At 67.1% G+C, this 15,766-nt stretch carries 14 protein-coding genes; 6 read left to right on the forward strand and 8 right to left on the reverse strand.

Annotation, left to right across the window (positions count from 1 at the left end; genetic code table 11):
* Positions 1 to 2 precede the first annotated feature (2 nt).
* From NNZ72_RS18680 to NNZ72_RS18690, 3 genes are read right to left on the reverse strand one after another with little or no spacing between them, the layout of a single operon-like run.
* Positions 3 to 995 (reverse strand): ABC transporter permease, encoded by a 993-nt coding sequence (locus NNZ72_RS18680; protein ID WP_257317029.1) that lies wholly within the window; start codon positions 993 to 995, stop codon positions 3 to 5.
* A complete protein-coding gene (locus tag NNZ72_RS18685; protein ID WP_257317030.1) occupies positions 992 to 2,545 on the reverse strand; it encodes a sugar ABC transporter ATP-binding protein in 1,554 nt (517 codons plus the stop codon). The genes NNZ72_RS18680 and NNZ72_RS18685 overlap by 4 nt, the downstream gene beginning before the upstream one ends.
* Before the next feature lie 14 nt (positions 2,546 to 2,559).
* Positions 2,560 to 3,414: a sugar ABC transporter substrate-binding protein gene (locus NNZ72_RS18690; RefSeq protein WP_257317031.1), complete on the reverse strand. Its 855-nt coding sequence runs from the start codon at positions 3,412 to 3,414 to the stop codon at positions 2,560 to 2,562.
* Positions 3,415 to 3,663: 249 nt separating this feature from the next.
* Here NNZ72_RS18690 and NNZ72_RS18695 point away from each other — a divergent pair, with 249 nt between their 5' ends.
* Positions 3,664 to 4,677 carry a LacI family DNA-binding transcriptional regulator gene (locus NNZ72_RS18695; protein ID WP_257317032.1) on the forward strand — a complete coding sequence of 338 codons (1,014 nt, stop codon included), beginning with the start codon at positions 3,664 to 3,666 and terminating at the stop codon, positions 4,675 to 4,677.
* Positions 4,678 to 4,792: 115 nt separating this feature from the next.
* Here the strand turns inward: NNZ72_RS18695 and NNZ72_RS18700 are convergent, their stop codons facing one another.
* Genes NNZ72_RS18700 through NNZ72_RS18715 form a run of 4 tightly spaced genes read right to left on the reverse strand, consistent with a single transcriptional unit; the run spans position 4,793 to position 9,780 of the window.
* Complete coding sequence (locus tag NNZ72_RS18700; RefSeq protein ID WP_257317033.1) at positions 4,793 to 5,869, reverse strand: isocitrate/isopropylmalate dehydrogenase family protein; 1,077 nt, start codon at positions 5,867 to 5,869, stop codon at positions 4,793 to 4,795.
* A gap of 18 nt (positions 5,870 to 5,887) precedes the next feature.
* On the reverse strand, positions 5,888 to 7,234 hold the full coding sequence (locus tag NNZ72_RS18705; RefSeq protein ID WP_257317034.1) for an MmgE/PrpD family protein: 1,347 nt from the start codon (positions 7,232 to 7,234) through the stop codon (positions 5,888 to 5,890).
* 28 nt (positions 7,235 to 7,262) lie between these two features.
* Positions 7,263 to 8,351, reverse strand: coding sequence for an AbrB family transcriptional regulator (locus NNZ72_RS18710; protein ID WP_306766364.1), 1,089 nt, complete (start codon positions 8,349 to 8,351; stop codon positions 7,263 to 7,265).
* 13 nt (positions 8,352 to 8,364) lie between these two features.
* Entirely contained in the window at positions 8,365 to 9,780 is a 1,416-nt protein-coding gene (locus NNZ72_RS18715) for an MmgE/PrpD family protein (RefSeq protein WP_257317037.1), read from the reverse strand.
* A gap of 232 nt (positions 9,781 to 10,012) precedes the next feature.
* On the opposite strand from NNZ72_RS18715, the gene NNZ72_RS18720 reads away from it, so the two are divergent.
* The 5 genes from NNZ72_RS18720 (at position 10,013) to NNZ72_RS18740 (ending at position 15,532) form a co-directional block, all read left to right on the forward strand.
* Positions 10,013 to 10,759 (forward strand): SDR family NAD(P)-dependent oxidoreductase, encoded by a 747-nt coding sequence (locus NNZ72_RS18720; RefSeq protein WP_257317038.1) that lies wholly within the window; start codon positions 10,013 to 10,015, stop codon positions 10,757 to 10,759.
* A 142-nt stretch (positions 10,760 to 10,901) separates the two neighbouring features.
* Positions 10,902 to 11,909, forward strand: a complete 1,008-nt coding sequence (locus NNZ72_RS18725; protein WP_257317039.1) for an ABC transporter ATP-binding protein — start codon at positions 10,902 to 10,904, stop codon at positions 11,907 to 11,909.
* A gap of 41 nt (positions 11,910 to 11,950) precedes the next feature.
* A complete protein-coding gene (locus NNZ72_RS18730; protein ID WP_257317040.1) occupies positions 11,951 to 12,997 on the forward strand; it encodes an extracellular solute-binding protein in 1,047 nt (348 codons plus the stop codon).
* 13 nt (positions 12,998 to 13,010) lie between these two features.
* On the forward strand, positions 13,011 to 14,726 hold the full coding sequence (locus NNZ72_RS18735; RefSeq protein ID WP_257317042.1) for an ABC transporter permease: 1,716 nt from the start codon (positions 13,011 to 13,013) through the stop codon (positions 14,724 to 14,726).
* Between the two features lie 110 nt (positions 14,727 to 14,836).
* The gene (locus NNZ72_RS18740; RefSeq protein ID WP_257317043.1) at positions 14,837 to 15,532 is read left to right on the forward strand and encodes an FCD domain-containing protein; all 696 of its coding nucleotides are present in this window, start codon (positions 14,837 to 14,839) and stop codon (positions 15,530 to 15,532) included.
* Positions 15,533 to 15,594: 62 nt separating this feature from the next.
* Here the strand turns inward: NNZ72_RS18740 and NNZ72_RS18745 are convergent.
* Positions 15,595 to 15,766 (reverse strand): citrate/2-methylcitrate synthase (locus NNZ72_RS18745; RefSeq protein ID WP_306766373.1); only part of this gene is annotated, 172 nt, incomplete at its 5' end.

The raw sequence follows: 15,766 nt of genomic DNA on the forward strand, positions 1-15,766 counted from the left end.
TCCTATCGCTGGGAGAGAATGCGGCCGAGGCTCGAAAGGCCGACGGCGATGATGAGGATAGCGCCCTGGAAGATATATTGCGAATAGGTGGGCGCGCCGAAGATGCTGAGGCCGTTGAAGCCGAAGGCGATGATCAGGGCGCCGATGAAGGTGCCGAAGACGTGGAACTCGCCGTCGCGCAGCGTGGCGGAGCCGAGGAAGACGGCGGCGAAGGCGGTGAGCAGATAGGGGTCGGCCGCGCTCGTCGTGCCGCTGCCGAGCCGCGAGGCGAGCAGGATGCCGGTCAGCGCCGCGCACATGCCGGAGCCGACGAAGCCGAGGATCTTGATGCGGTCGACGTCGATGCCGGCGAGCCGCGCGGCGGCATGGTTGCCGCCGACGGCCTGAATCTCCTGGCCGAGCGGCGTGCGCTCGACCAGGACCCAGAGGCCGCCGAGCACGGCCGCCATGATGACGATGTTGTTGGGAATGCCGAACAGCCAGCGGCCGAGCGAGACCTGGAGGAAGGCCTCCGGCACACCCGCGGTGATCGGCACGCCGGCGGAATAGGCGAAGGAGAGGCCGGTCAGGATCGTGCCGACGCCGAGCGTGCCGATCACCGAATTCACCTTTATCTTCGTGACGATCACGCCGTTGATCAGGCCGATCAGGCCGCCGAGCGCGATCACCAGCAGGATCGCGACGGGGATCGGCAGCCCGCTGGAGACGATGAGGCCGGTGACGAGGACGCCGTGCATGCTCGCGGCAAAGCCGATCGACAGGTCGAGCTCGCCGACGATGACGGCGAGCGTCAGCCCGCCGGCGATGATCATCGCCAGCGACGCCTGGTTCAGCACGTTGGTGAAGTTGTAGACCGTCGGAAAGGCGCGCGGCGAGAGCAGCGAGAAGGCGGCGATCATCGCAAGCAAGCCGATGATCGTCCCGTAGCGGGCGAAGACGGCCAGCACGGACTTCGTCCCGGGCGACAGGCGTCGGACGAAAACAACCTCGCTCATGTCTGTTCCTTTCCTTGGCCGTCGAAGGCGTAGCTCGCCTCGACGACGGCGTTGCGGGTGATGCCGGGGCCGGTAAGCTCCCGGACGATGTGGCCCTCGGCCATGACAAGCACGCGGTCGCACAGGTCGGGCAGCTCGTCCGGCTCGGAGGAGACCACGATCACGGCCATGCCGCGCGCGGCGAGGCTGCGGATCAGCCGGTGGATGTCGCCGCGCGCGCCGATGTCGACGCCGCGGGTCGGCTCGTCGAGGATGAGGATCTTCGGTGCGCCGAGCAGCCAACGGCCGATCAGCACCTTCTGCTGGTTGCCGCCCGACAGCAGGCCGACGGCCGCCTCGATCGACGGCGTCTTGACGGCGAGATCGCGGACGATCCCCTCCGAGAGGGTTTTCCGCCTGCCGTAGTCGATCAGCGGCAGGGCGGGGCTGCGGACGATGCCGGAGAGGTTGGCGAGCTGCAGGTTGAAGGCGACGCTCTTCGTCAGCAAGAGCCCCTCGGCGCGGCGCTCCTCCGGCACCAGGCCGAGGCCGGCCTTCACCGCCTGCGCCGGCGTCTTCGGCGAAAACGGCTTGCCGTCGAGCGTCATCGTGCCGCCGTCCGGGCGGTCGGCGCCGTAGATCAGCCGCATGAGCTCGCTCCGCCCGGCGCCGACGAGGCCGCCGATGCCGAGGACCTCGCCCTCATGCAGGTCGAAGGAGACGTCGTCCACCTTCGGCAGGCGCGTCAGGCCGCGCGCCGAGAGCACGATGGGCTTGTTGACGACGTCCCGGTGCGGGGCGAGCGCCTCGACCGCGCCGCCGACGATCGCCTCGACCAGGCGCGGCCGCGAAAGCGCATGCCGCTCCATGACCGACACGGCATTGCCGTCGCGGAAGACGGTGACGCGGTCGCAGAGCCGGAGGATCTCGTCGAGGCGGTGCGACACGTAGAGGATGGCGACGCCCGAGCGGCGCAGGTCCTCGATGATGGCGAAGAGCTTTTCGCTCTCCGCCGCCGAGAGCGAGGCGGTCGGCTCGTCCATGACGATCAGGCGGGCCCGGCGGACCAGCGCCCGGCAGATGTTGATGAGCCAGTTTTCCGCCGTGGAGAGGCCGTCGACCTCGGCCGAGAGCGGCGCGGTGATGCCGACCCGGCGGGCGACCGGCTCGACCTCGCGGGCGATGGCCGGCCAGTCCACCAGGCCGAAGCGCGTCTTCTTCGGCAGGCCGAGCATGATGTTCTCGATGACCGTCATGCGCGGCACGAAGGCGAGCTCCTGATGGATGAAGCTCATGCCGAGATCGGCGGCCTGCGCCGGGCTTGCGATTAAGGCCGGCTTGCCGTCCACGGCGATCCCGCCATCGTCGGCATGGGCAAGGCCGGCGAGAATGCGGATCAGCGTCGACTTGCCCGCGCCGTTGGCGCCGACGAGGCCGTGCACCGTGCCGGCCTCGAGCGTCAGCGATACGCCCTTCAGCGCCTGGGCGCCGCCGTAGGACTTGCGGATGCCGCGGACGGCAAGGAAGGGAGGCGTCGACGACGCCTCCTTTTCCGGATTGGAAGCAAGCATGGGTCCGTCCAGCGCTATTGGGCAGCCTCCGGATGCTGTTTCAGGAAGTCCTCGACCGTCTCCTTCGTCACGAGCACGGCGGGGATCTCCACGGCCTTCGGCTGCCAGTCCTCCTTCTTGATGTCGGCGAGCAGCTTGACCATGTTATAGCCCTCCGAGAAGCTGTCCTGCCAGGCTGTGGCGTTCATGTGGCCGTTCTTGATGTTCTCGAGCGCCTGGGCGTTGCCGTTCACGCCGTAGACCATCACGTCGTCGCGGCCCTGCGAGCGCAGCGAGCCGATCGCGCCGATCGCAGGATCGTCCCAGCAGCCCCAGATGGCGAGCTTCTCGTCGCCCGGAGGCCGCGAGGCGAGCCAGGCATTGGCATGTTGGGCGCCGTCCTCGAAGTAGCCGGGGATGCGCACCTCGTTCTTGGTGACCTTGATGTCGGGATGGGGCTCCAGCATCTTGTCCAGCAGGATCTCGCGGTCGCGGCAGACCTCGCCGGTGCGATAGGCGAGCACCAGCAGCTCGCCCTTGCCGCCGAGATCCTCGATCAGCTTCTCGATCACCGGCTCGGCGATCGGCGCGCCCGAGCCGTTGGTCGCGGCGACCGAGAGGCCGAGGCCGCCGCCCCATGTGACCACCGGAATGTTCGCCTGCTTGGCCGCGTCGAGGCCCGCGCCGATCGACGAGGCGGGAAAGACGAGGTCGACGATCGCATAGGCGCCGCGCTGCGCGAAGTTCTGGATCGCGGCATTCGCCTGGTCGGCGCTGCCGGCCGCATCGACGACCGAGATCTCGTAGCCGAGCTCTTCGGCCGCCTTCTTCGCCCCGTTGATGTAGCGAACGTTGTTCGCCTCGGTCGCGGCGATGGAGACGAGCCCCACCAGTGGCTTTTCCTGTGCATGGGACGGCGATGCGGGTGCCGCCATTGCCGCGGCCAAAAGGCCTAGTGAAATAAGCTTCATGACGTTTCTCCTCCCAGTTGCGATCCGCTGCACTCTCAGTGAACAGAACTAACCGTTTTGCTAGAGTTCTCGATTTCGGCGGATATCGCAAGTAATTTCTGTGATCTCTCTAGACATTTCAGGCTTTCTGCCGCTATTTTCATGGCGAAACGATTAGCTGGAGTATGAATGGCGACGATCCGGGATGTGGCGAACCGCGCGCAGGTGTCGACGGCGACGGTCTCGGCGGTCATCAACGATTCCGCCTATGTCAGCCCGGAGCTGCGCTCCCGCGTGCTGGCGGCGATCAGCGAGCTCAACTACACGCCGTCGCTTGCCGCCCGCAGCCTGAAGCATGGCCGCAGCCAGCTGATCGCGCTCGTCGTCGCCGACCTCGCCAATCCGTTCTTCGCCCGGCTCGTCTGGGCGGCGGAGGCGGCGGTGGCCGCCTGGGGCTACTCGCTGGTCCTCTTCAACAGCGACGAGAAGCCGGAGAACGAACGGCGCATCCTCGCCCGCATCCGCATGCTGTCCTGCGACGGCATCATCCTCGTGCCGGTCGACGTCGCCTCGACCATCCCGCAGCGCGACAGCGAGGGCGAGCCGATTCCGACCGTGCTGTTCGGCCGGACGGTGGAGGGGCAGCCGACCGACACGATCACCATCGACAATGTCTCGGCGGCGCGCCAGGTCACCAACTACCTGATGGATCTCGGCCATACCCGGATCGGCACGATCTGCGGCCCCCAGCATCTGTCGACCGGGCGGGAACGGCTCGACGGTATGCTGCAGGCCATGCGCGCGCGCGGGCTGGAGCCGTCGCCGCAGCACATCCGCCCCGGCGAGTTCCGCGAGGACACTGCCTATTCGGTCGCGCGCGACCTGCTCCTCCAGCCGGATCCGCCGACCGCGCTCTACGTGGCGAACGGGGTGATGGCGCTCGGCGTCATGCGGGCGCTCGCCGATCTCGGGCTCAAGTGCCCGGACGACATATCGATCGCCTCGACCGACACGATCCCCGGCATCGGCGCCCTTCGCCCGCGGCTGACCCGCACCGAACATCCCGTGGTCGACATGACCAACGAGGCGCTTCGGCTGCTGGTCGACCGCATCAATCGCGGCGTGCGGATAGATCCCCGCAACGTCGTCTTCCAGCCCTCGCTGGTCGTCGGCGAAAGCTGCGGGCCCTGTCGCGGTCAATGACGCCGCGCTTGCCGGTTCTTCTCTCTCTCGGCGAGGGCGGTTCTAGGAGAGCGGGTGCTTCGTTACAGGCTGCGAGCTCCAAGCGGATCGGGCTCCGCCCGGAACCGTGCGCAGATCAGGCATTCGCGATATTGGCGACGATCGCTTTCGTCATGCCGCTGGTGCTTGCCGTGCCCCTGATGTCGCCGGTTCGCGACTGCGGGTCGGCAAGTGCCGCCGTGATCGCACGCTCCATCACGCGTGCCGCTTCCACGGCTTCGGGAATGTTCCGGTTGTGCCCCAGCCACTCCACCATCATCCGGCCGGATTCGATCATGGCGAAGGGGTTGGCGATGTCGCGGCCGGCGATGTCCGGCGCGGAGCCGTGCGTCGCCTGGGCCATGGCGATCGCGCCCTCGCCGATGCACAGGCCCGGCGCCATGCCGAGCCCTCCGACGAGGCCGGCCGCCTCGTCCGTCAGGATGTCGCCGAACATGTTGGTGGTGACGATCACGTCGAAGTTCTGCGGGTCGCGGATGAGCCGCATGGCCATCGTGTCGACGATGACCTCGTTGACCGCCACGTCGGGGAAGTCCTGCGCGACCTTGAGGCATTCCTCGACGAACATGCCGCATCCGAGCTTGAAGACCGTGTTCTTGTGCACGACGGTGAGCTTCTTCTTGCGCTGGCGGGCGATCTCGAAGGCCGCGCGGGCGACGCGGGCCGAGCCGGCGCGCGTGATGACGCGCACGGAGATCGTCGTGTCCTCGGTCGGGCGGAACTCGCCCGAGCCGGCGGCGACGTTGCGGTCCGGCTGGAAGCCCTCGTTGTTCTCCCGCACGATGACGAGGTCGATGTCGTCGCGGACCGCGCCGAGCCCGGGATAGGAGCGGGTCGGGCGGACGTTCGCGAACAGGTTGAAGCGCTTGCGCAGGATCGGGTGCGGGTTGATGGCGCCCGGAACCTTCGGATAGGCCTGATGGCCGATCGGGCCGAGGACGAAGCCGTCCATGCCCATCAGCGCCTCGATCGTCCCCTCGGGGAAGGTCGAGCCATGGCTGTCCAGCGCCGTGCGGCCGATCGGCATCGGCTTCCAGTCGATGACGAGGCCGGTCTTCTCCGCCGCCGCGGCGACGACCGCGACCGTCGCCGGCACGATCTCGTGGCCGATGTCGTCTCCGTTGAGCACGCCGAGGGTGAGGTGAGCCTTCATGATGATCTTTCCCTTGTGTCAGTTCGAAGCGGCGCTCAGGCGGGCGAGTGCGGAGACGTCGTCTAGGCTTTCGAGTGCCCAGGCGGCCTCCAGGAGCGCCGCCGTCGGGCTCTCGCCGAGGACGGGCTCCGACTGCCGGCTGAATTTGCGCGAGATCTCGGTGTCGGACAGCGGCCGCGACAGGCTGCCGATGGCGTGCTCGACATGCAGATCGGTCGTGGAACCGTCCTCGAAGGTGACGCGGATGTGGACGGCGTCTTCGTGCACCGTGCCGTCCGCCTCGGCCGTCACCTTGTCGCGCAGCGCGATGATCTCGCCGTCGCGCACGATCTCGTCGGTGAATGCGGTCGGCGAGCCGTCGCCGCGCAGCAGGGCCGTCGCGGCGGCGTGATAGACGCTGAACTTGCCCTCGAGACCGGTCGAGGGCGTGCGCTTGCCGGTCAGCTCCAGCACCAGCGGATGGGTGCGCAGCGCTACCGAGCGGATGGAACGCACCCTGTCGCCGAGCTTCTCGCGCAGCTGCTGGCAGCCGTCGATGGTCGGATGGATGACGATGCCGCAGGCGAAGGGCTTGTAGCTGTTGAGCGCGGCCTCCCAGGTCTTGCCGAGGCCGCCGAGGATCTCGGTGTAGTCCTGCTTGGTCGACATGACGTTGGCGAAGCCGCGCGGGGCTTCGATGGCGCGCTCGGAGCTGTCGAAGCCGGCGGCGGCGAGGAACGCCGCCATCGCGCCGTTCTGCGCAGCGCGGCCCGGATGGAAGCTCTTGCACATGGTGCCGAACATCTCGCGGAAGCCCGAGGACTGGGTGGCGGCGATGCCGTAGGCCCAGGTCATCTGCCGGGCGTCGAGGCCGAGCAGCCTGCCGGTCGCGGCGGCCGCGCCGAAGACGCCGGCCGTCCCGGTGATGTGCCAGCCGCGGTCGTAGTGGTCCGGGTAGACGCTGTTGCCGATCCGGCATTCGACCTCGACGCCGGTGACGAGCGCCGTCAGGAAGTCCGCCCCGCTGACGTTGCGGCTTTCGGCCACGGCAAGGATTGCGGAGGCGACCGGGCCGGCCGGATGGATGATCGTCTTCAGGTGGGTGTCGTCATAGTCGAGCACGTGGGACGAGATGCCGTTGACGAGCGCCGCGTGCAGCTCGTCGAGCCGGACGTCGCGGGCGATGATCTGGGCGCGCTTCTCGCCGGAGAAGGGCCGGACGGCCGCGAGTGCCCGGTCGACGGTCTCGTGGCTGCTTCCCCCGACCGCGCAGCCGAGCCAGTTGACGAAGGTCCGCACGCCCTCGGCGCGGACCGTTTCGGGAATGTCGCTCCCGGTCAAGCCCACCGTCCATTCTGCCAGTTCTCGCGTTACAGGTGCTTCCATCGTCAGTCTCTCTTCTCGATGTCCGGGGTTAGGTGTCTTTGGCGTCCAGGCGGTCCGAGCACCACTCGAACAGCCGGTAGGTCAGGGGCAGCATGATCATCACGGTCGCGATGCGCATCATCTGGAAGGCGGTGACCGTCGCGGCGTCGAGGTGCAGGGCGGCGGCCGTCAGCGACATCTCGGTGACGCCGGCGGGCGCGACCGCGAGCAGCGCGGTGTTGAAGGGAAGGCCGGCGACCGCCGCGAGCGCAAGCGCGACCAGGCAGGCGAAGGCGAGGAGCAGCGCCGTGGTGGCGAAGGCGGAGACCGTCACCCGCGGCATGCGCGACATGACCTCGCGGCGGAAGCGGCAGCCGATCCACACGCCGATCACGACCTGCGCGGCGATCAGCAGCGGGCCGGGAAGCCTTTCCGCGACGAGGCCGGTGCCCGCCGCAAGCCCGCCGACGGCGGCCGGGACGAGCAGCCAGAGATTGGGCACGCGGAGCGAGCGCAGCAGCCAGGCTGCGAGACCGGCGGCAAGGAGCAGGAGGAGGACCACGAGGAGATGGTCTCCGAGCGCCGACCGGACATCCGGCACGTGGCCTTCCGTTCCGGCATAGGCCGCAAGCAGCGGCGCGATCATCACGATGCTGGTCACGCGGATGAGATGGACGACCGAGACGATGTCGGCATCCGCGCGCTTCCTGTGCGCGACGACCGCCATTTCCGCGAGCCCCGCCGCCGATGTCGCGAAGAAGGCCGTCCGGCGGTCGATGCCGCCGATCCGCGCAAGCAGGAAGGCGGCCAGCATCGTCGCGGAGATCGTCAGGAAGGTCGCGGCGACCATCAGGGGAAGGAGAGCCCCCGTGGCGATCGCCACCTCCGGCAGGAAGCGCAGGCCGATCGACAGGCCGATGACGACCTGCGCGGCCTCCCGCCCGAAGGGAACGACCTGCAGCGGCAGGCCGGCGAGGCCGGCCGCCGCCGACAGGATCAGCGGCCCGAGGAGGAAGGGCAGCGGCATGCCGGCGAGCTTCGCGAGAAGGGCGCCGGCGGCGCCGATGCCGAGCGTGGCGGACATTCGAAAGGAACGGTTCGCCGTCATGTTCCGGGTCCTTCGCTCGGCATCGGTCATCAGGGGAGGCTGGTCAGGCGACGGAGATCAGCAGCCCGGAAAGCCGGTCGAGCGACGGCAGGCCCTCGACCTTGCGGACCAGTTCCACGATCTCGTCGGCGCGGTCGGCGGCCATGCCGGCGAACGCGACGTTCTCGCGGAACTTGCCGGCCACCTCGTCGTAGCTCATCGGGAAGGCCGGCGAGCCCTTGCCGAAGTCGGCGCGGCCGGAGATCTTGCGGCCGTCGGCAAGCTCGATGTCGATGATGGTGGTCATCAGGTGGTAGCCGGCGGCTTCGGCATCGGCGTCGACGACGAAGTCGATCTTCTCGATCATGGCCTGGACATCGGGGCGCACCACGACCTCGTCGGTGAACTCGCTGAGGCCGGCGCGGCGTTCGAGCAGCAGGATCGCCATGCAGAATTCCATGGAGAACTTCGCCTGCAGCTCGTCCTTCGGCCGGTGATGGATGAGGGCGTTCGGCATGTTGGAGTTGGTGCCGACACGCACGCGCCGGACGTCCTCGGCCTTGATGTCGTGCTCGGCGATCAGCCGCAGCATCTCCGTCATGCCGGGATGGGTGAGCGAGCCCGACGGATGCGGCTTGATGGAGACGCCCGGATCGGCGAAGGTCCAGGGTGCACCGAGCTTCTCGTAGATCGCGTTGACGTCGTAGCCGCCGCCGGCCGCGCTGAAGAAGCCGCGCGGCGCTTCCAGGATCCGCGAGGTCGCGGTCCAGCCGTAGGAGGCGAACTGCGCGGCGGCGACGCCGCTCTCCGAGGCCCGGCCGGCGTGGAAGGGCTTCGTCATCGTGCCGAAGTTCTCGCGCAGGCCCGCCGACTGGCTGCCGGCGATCGAAAGCGCGCGCTCGGTCGTCTCCCGGTCGAAGCCGAGGAGCTTGGCGGCGGCCGCCGCGGCGGCGAAGGTGCCGCAGGTCGCGGTGGCGTGGAAGCCCGTCTGGTAGTGGCGGGGATTGATCGCCTCGGCGATCTTGCACTCCACCTCGATGCCGAGATGATAGGCGAGCATGAAATCGAGGCCGTTTGCCTTGACGAGCTCCGAGACTGCGAAGGCTGCGGGAAGGGCGGGCGCGGTGGGATGCGTCAGGAGGCCGTAGACGCGGTCCTTCGCCACGGCGAGCTGGGTGTCGTCATAGTCGTCCGCGTGGATGCCGACGCCGTTCGCGAAGGCGGCGAAGCGCGGCGCCACCTTGCGGCCGCCGCCGATCACGGTCGCGACACCCTCGGCGAGGTCGAGGTCGCCCAGATGCTGGCGCACAAGCTCGCCGCTCTTGGCCACCGAGCCCGACACGGCAAGGCCGAAACCGTCGAGGATGGACTTCTTGCCGATTTCCACCACCTCGGCAGGCAGGTCTTCCGGCCGCGCATTGACGATGAAATCGGCTACGTACCGGGTCAGCTCGACGTCGAGTTTGGTGGTCTGATTCATAAAATTCTCTCCAAGGCTGGCGTTACGGCTGGATAACTGCAAAGTTATCTGTAGATTGTCAACAGTTTTCTATTTTGCCTTTTTGGATGCGTGGCAGAAGTCGAAGCAAAAAGGCAGAGCAGGCGCGGCGTCCCGATTGCCAGGTTCGTATGCGAGATGACGATAAATTGTTGACAGTCTACAATCAATACGATTTCTTTGGGTCGATCGGAAAAGCAGGGGAAAAGGCGCTATGCAGGCGGAAGACTTCAAGGGGCGCGTGGCACTGGTGACGGGCGCGTCCCGCAATATCGGGCGGTCGATCGCGCTTGGTCTGGGCGCGCTCGGCGCCTCCGTCATGGTGCACGCACTGAAGGATCGGGCAGCGGCGGAAGAAGTCGCCTCGGCGGTGCGCCTAGCCGGCGGCGAGGCGGAGGCGATTCTCGGCGACCTTGCGGATCCCGCCGTTCCGGCGCGCCTGTTGCAGGGAACCCTCGAGCGATTCGGCCGGTTGGACACGGTCGTCGCGAATGCCGCGGTGCGGCCGCATGCCGCCCTGCAGGAGATTTCGTACGAAGATTGGCGCAATGTGATGGCAATCGCGCTCGACAGCGTGTTTCTCCTGGCAAAGGCGTCGGCGAGCGCCCTGGCGGAAAGCGACCGGGGAGCCTTCATCGCGATCGGCGGCCTGACGGCGCATACGGGAGCGAAGGACAGGATCCACGTGGTGACGGCGAAGGCCGGGCTGACGGGGCTGACGAAGGCGCTGGCCCACGAGCTGGGCGGGGCGGGGGTCACGGTCAATTGCGTCGCGCCCGGCCTCATCGAGACCGCCCGCGCGGGCGAGGCGCCGGCGCACCATGCGTCGGTCACGAACGTGCTCGGGCACCTCGGCACGGCTGACGACGTCGCCGGAGCCGTCATAAACCTGGCCGGCCCGCGCATGCGCTACGTGACCGGCCAGACGCTTCACGTCAATGGCGGCGCCTTCATGTCGTGACGGATATTTTTGTCGACAGTAATCTGTTGACAATTTTCAGGACGACCCATAGCGTAGTCTCAACAAACGGATGCTGCAGGGAGGAGTGATGTCGTTTTTGGAATTGGCAGGTCTCGTGAAGAGCTACGGGGCGGTGACTGTCGTGAAAGGAGTCGATCTGTCCGTCGAGAAGGGCCAGCTCGTCTGCCTGCTCGGGCCTTCGGGATGCGGAAAGACGACCACCCTCAGGCTCATTGCGGGCTTCGTCGCGGCGAGCGGCGGCGAGATCCGCGTCGGCGGGCAGGTCGTCTCCTCGGCGGCCGGCACGGTGCCGCCCGAAGGGCGCAACATGTCGATGATCTTCCAGAGCTACGCCCTCTGGCCGCACATGACGGTCTTCCAGAACGTGGCCTACGGGCTGAAGCTGCGCAAGATGTCGTCCGAGCAGATCAACAAGCGGGTGCGGGAGATCCTGACGGTGACACAGCTCCTTCCGCTGGAAGGACGCTATCCCGGAGAGCTCTCGGGCGGCCAGCAGCAGCGCGTGTCGCTTGCGCGCGCACTGGTCGTGAAGCCGGAGATCCTGCTCCTCGACGAGCCGCTGTCGAACCTCGACGCCAACCTGCGCGAGGAGATGCGCTTCGAGATCCGCCGGCTGCACGACGAGTTCCGCTATACGACCGTCTATGTCACGCACGACCAGTCCGAGGCGATGACGACCGCGGACGTCATCGTGGTGATGAACGACGGCCGCATCGAGCAGGCCGGCTCGCCGGAGGATATCTATGCGCGGCCCGAATCGGAGTTCGTCGCCCGCTTCATCGGCGGCACGAACATCCTGAGCGGCAAGCGGATTTCGGACGACACGGTGCATTGCGACGGCGACTTCATCCTCAACTGCGGCAGCGGCACGCTCGCGCCCTCCGGCAGGGCGATCGTCTCCGTGCGCCACCACGACATCGAGATCAGCGAGAACAGGCGCTGGGAGACGAATACCGTCTCGGGGCGCGTCGTACGACAGATCTATCTCGGTTCCCACCGGGATTATCTGGTTTCCATACCGGGCGGCGAAACGGTGCGTGCCCTGTCCCCGGTCGACGTGCGTCTGCCCGTCGGCTCCGAGGCCTGGCTCCATTTCCCGCCCAACGACTGCCGGGCGCTGGCCCGGTAAGGCTCATCCGGAATTCAACTTGTGGAAGGGAGGAACTACGCATGTGGAATAAGGTGTTTGTTACGGCAGCGCTCGTCGCCGGCATGGCGACGGCAACGATCGCGAGGGCGGAAGCCCCTGCGCCCTACAATGTGACGCCCGAGCTCGAGGAGGCGGCGAAGGCGGAAGGCAAGGTGGTCTTCTACACGGCCACGGACGTGGCGGTCGCCGAGAAGCTCGCCGAGCTCTTCGAGAAGACCTATCCCGGCATCGACGTCCAGGTCGAGCGCGCGGGGTCGGAACGCGTCTTCCAGAGGATCGGCCAGGAAATCTCGTCCGGCATCAACAATGCGGACGTGATCGAGACCTCCGACGCCGTGCATTTCGAGTATTTCAAGCGGCAGGGCTGGCTGCAGGCGGCGGTGCCGCAGGAGGTCGCGGACAAGTGGCCGGCCGACGAGCGCGATCCCGACGGCTATTTCGCCGCCTATCGCGCGCATCTCTCGGTGCTGGCCTACCGGACGGACCTTCTGAGCGAGGCCGATGCGCCGAAGACCTGGACCGACCTTCTCGATCCCAAGTACAAGGGCAAGATGGTGAAGGCGCATCCCGGCTACAGCGGCACGGTGATGACGGCGACCTACGTGCTGAGCGAGCTGCTCGGCTGGGACTATTTCGAGAAGCTCGGCCAGCAGGACGTCATGCAGGTCCAGTCGTCGACGGAGCCGCCGAAGAAGCTGGCGCAGGGCGAGCGCCCGCTGGAGGTCGACGGGAACGAGTACAACATCTTCCGCCTGCAGGAAGAGGGCGTCCCGATCCGGATCGTCTATCCGGAGGAAGGCACGCCGCTTGCCGTCGGCAACGCCGGCATCCTGTCCAAGGCGCCGAATCCGAACGCCGCGAAGCTCTTCTATTCCTTCCTCTTCTCGCTGGACGCCCAGCAGCTCAACAGCGATTTCGGCGGTCTCCGCTCGTTCCATCCCGAGGTTGTGGAGAAGGCCGAGCGCACGCCGATGTCGAAGATCAAGCTTCTGCATTCCGATCCCGTGAAGCTCGAGCCGCTGATCCAGGAGATCAAGACGCACTACGAGCAGTATTTCGGGACCTGAGCGAGGATAGGATATGAGTGCAACCGTAGTTGAGGGTCGGCGCGCAAGCGTCGACCTGTCCGTTCCGATCTTCCTCATTCTCGGCCTGCTGCTGAGCGTGCTGGTCATCCTGCCGCTGTTCTGGATCATCTGGTACAGCTTCACCAGCGACGGCGGCGGCGGCTTCACGCTCGCGAACTTCGCGGCCCTCGTCACGGACCCGACCCTCGTGCGCGCCTATGCGATCGCCATCGGCATGGCCTTTGCCGTGGGCGTGCTGTCGTGCCTCGTCGCCACGCCGATGGCATGGCTGGTCGCACGGACGGACCTGCCGGGCCGGCGCTTCTTCCGGATGCTGATCACGGCCTCGTTCGTGACGCCGCCCTTTCTCGGCGCCATCGCCTACGAGATCCTCGCCGCGCCGAACAGCGGCATCGTCAACGTGGCCTTCCGCTCCCTCTTCGGCCTGGATTCCTCGACCGTGCTCGTGAACATCTACACGTTCACCGGCCTGGTGTTCGCGATCGCCTGCTTCACCTTCCCCTACGTCTTCACGCTGGTCGCGAACGCGCTGGACAAGGTTCCCTCGGACCTCGAAGACGCGTCCGCCATCCTCGGGGGCGGCGCCATGACCACGCTGCGCAAGGTGACGTTCCCGCTCGTGCTGCCGGCGATGCTCGCCGGGACGCTGATTGCCATCCTGCAGTCGCTGACCATGTTCGGCTCGCCGGCGATCATCGCGCTGCCGGCCGGGTTCCACGTCATCACCACCAAGATCTGGAGCCTGTTCCAGTTCCCGCCGCGCCTCGGGCTCGCCGCCGCCGCCGCCATCCCGCTGCTCGTCATCACGGTCATGCTGCTGCGCGCGCAGAAGGCGATCCTCGGCCGCAAGGGCTACACCGTACTCGGCGGAAAGAGCGGCACGCCGCGCATCAACACGCTCGGTAACTGGAAATGGGCCGCCATGGCCTTCGTGCTGACGGTCCTGTCGCTGACGATCTTCCTGCCCTACGGCGCGATCCTCAAGACCGCGTTCACCAACACCGCCGGCGATCCGATCACCTGGGAAACGCTGACGCTCCGGCACTGGAGGTTCGTGCTGTTCGAATTCTCCGCGACGCAGCTTGCGCTGCGCAACACCTTCCTGCTCGGCATCCTGACGGCGACGATCGTCACGGCCATCGCGCTGGTCACGGCCTACCTGGTCACCCGCCGCTCGATTGCCGGTGCCGGCTATCTCGGCGTGCTGGCGACGGCGCCGGTCGCCATCCCGGGCATCGTGCTCGGCGTCGGCCTGTTCCTCAGCTACGCCAACCCGACGTTCCAGCTCTACGGCACGCTCTGGATCCTGCTAATCGCCTTCATGACGATCGAGCTTCCGGCCGGGTACCAGCAGATGTCGTCCTCCTTCGCCGGCGTCCATCCCGAGCTGGAGGAGGCGGGCCGGATCATGGGCGCGTCGCGCCTGCGCACGCTGTGGGACATCACCGCGCCGCTGCTGCGCACCAGCGTCGTCGCGGCCTGGTGCTTCGTCTTCGTCGGAACCATCCGCGAGCTGTCGGCGACGATCCTGCTCACGACGGCGAACACCAAGCTCGTCTCGGTGATCATCTACGACCTCAACGAGAGCGGCGACCTCGGCGCCATCTGCGTGCTCGGCATATTGCTTCTGGTTGCTTCCTTCGCGGTCGTCTACATTGCCAACAGGGTGCCGGTCCTCGGCGGTTCCCAGATGAACGCCAGAGGATGACGATGGGACGGACGTATGGCAAAAAACAGCGTCTGCTGGTATGGCAATCCTCGGAACGGCGGCGCTCCGGCGCCGCCGCAAGACCCCAATGCGAACGGAAGTGACCCGACATGTCGAAAGTGCCAGAGCGCCCCCAGAGCCTTGCCGCGATCGATTTCCTTCGCACGCGCTCGTTGAGCAATGTCGTTCAGGCGGAAATCGAACGCATGATCATCGACGGCGAGCTGAAGCCGAACGAGCGCGTGAACGAGAACGGGCTCTCCCAGCGCCTCGGCGTGAGCCGCGGCCCGATCCGCGAGGCCTGCAGCGCTCTCGCCGCCATGGGCCTGATCGAGATCGTCCCCAACCGGGGCTTCTTCATCAAGGCGCTGAGCAACGAGGAGGCGCTGGATCTCTCGCAGGCGCGGGCGGGCGTCTTCGCCTGCATGGTCATGCTCCTGGCCGAGCGCATCACCGACGAGCAGCTCGCCGTGCTGGAGGACCTGCTTCGCCGGATGGACGCGGTCGTCGAGACCGGGGACGTCCATATCTACTACCCGATCAATCTGGAGTTCCACGGACAGCTCGCCCACATGGCCGGCAACAACCGGCTGGAGGCGATCTACCAGAGCTTCGTGCGCGAGCTCCACATCCAGCGCTATCGCGCGCTTTCGAGCCCCACGGTCCTCGCCGTCTCCAACAGGGAGCACCGGGCGATCTATGACGCGCTCAAGGAGCGCGATCCGATGAAGGCCTTCGTCGCGGCCAGGAGCCACATCCTGAACGGCATCGTGCGCACCCACAAGGCGGGCGAGCCGCACGGATAAGGCGGCATCGGCGGTAAAAGATCGGGGGCGACCGCACGCGGGTGCGGTCGCCCTTTTCGTTCCTATCCCTTCCGGGCGTCGAGGCGCAGGTAGTCGCGCTTGCGCGGGCCAGTATAGAGCTGGCGCGGGCGGCCGATGCGCTGCTGCGGGTCCTCGACCATCTCGCTCCAATGGGCGATCCAGCCGACCGTGCGGGCGAGCGCGAACAGCACCGTGAACATCGTCGTCGGGAAG

The sequence above is a fragment of the Shinella pollutisoli genome, from assembly GCF_024609765.1.
Lineage (GTDB): Bacteria > Pseudomonadota > Alphaproteobacteria > Rhizobiales > Rhizobiaceae > Shinella > Shinella pollutisoli.

Coding starts and splice junctions, on each gene's coding strand:
- NNZ72_RS18680 (WP_257317029.1), bottom strand. CDS start 995: ATGAGCGAGGTTGTTTTCGTCCGACGCCTGTCGCCCGGGACGAAGTCC.
- NNZ72_RS18685 (WP_257317030.1), bottom strand. CDS start 2,545: ATGCTTGCTTCCAATCCGGAAAAGGAGGCGTCGTCGACGCCTCCCTTC.
- NNZ72_RS18695 (WP_257317032.1), top strand. CDS start 3,664: ATGGCGACGATCCGGGATGTGGCGAACCGCGCGCAGGTGTCGACGGCG.
- NNZ72_RS18700 (WP_257317033.1), bottom strand. CDS start 5,869: ATGAAGGCTCACCTCACCCTCGGCGTGCTCAACGGAGACGACATCGGC.
- NNZ72_RS18705 (WP_257317034.1), bottom strand. CDS start 7,234: ATGGAAGCACCTGTAACGCGAGAACTGGCAGAATGGACGGTGGGCTTG.
- NNZ72_RS18710 (WP_306766364.1), bottom strand. CDS start 8,351: ATGACCGATGCCGAGCGAAGGACCCGGAACATGACGGCGAACCGTTCC.
- NNZ72_RS18715 (WP_257317037.1), bottom strand. CDS start 9,780: ATGAATCAGACCACCAAACTCGACGTCGAGCTGACCCGGTACGTAGCC.
- NNZ72_RS18720 (WP_257317038.1), top strand. CDS start 10,013: ATGCAGGCGGAAGACTTCAAGGGGCGCGTGGCACTGGTGACGGGCGCG.
- NNZ72_RS18730 (WP_257317040.1), top strand. CDS start 11,951: ATGTGGAATAAGGTGTTTGTTACGGCAGCGCTCGTCGCCGGCATGGCG.
- NNZ72_RS18735 (WP_257317042.1), top strand. CDS start 13,011: ATGAGTGCAACCGTAGTTGAGGGTCGGCGCGCAAGCGTCGACCTGTCC.
- NNZ72_RS18740 (WP_257317043.1), top strand. CDS start 14,837: ATGTCGAAAGTGCCAGAGCGCCCCCAGAGCCTTGCCGCGATCGATTTC.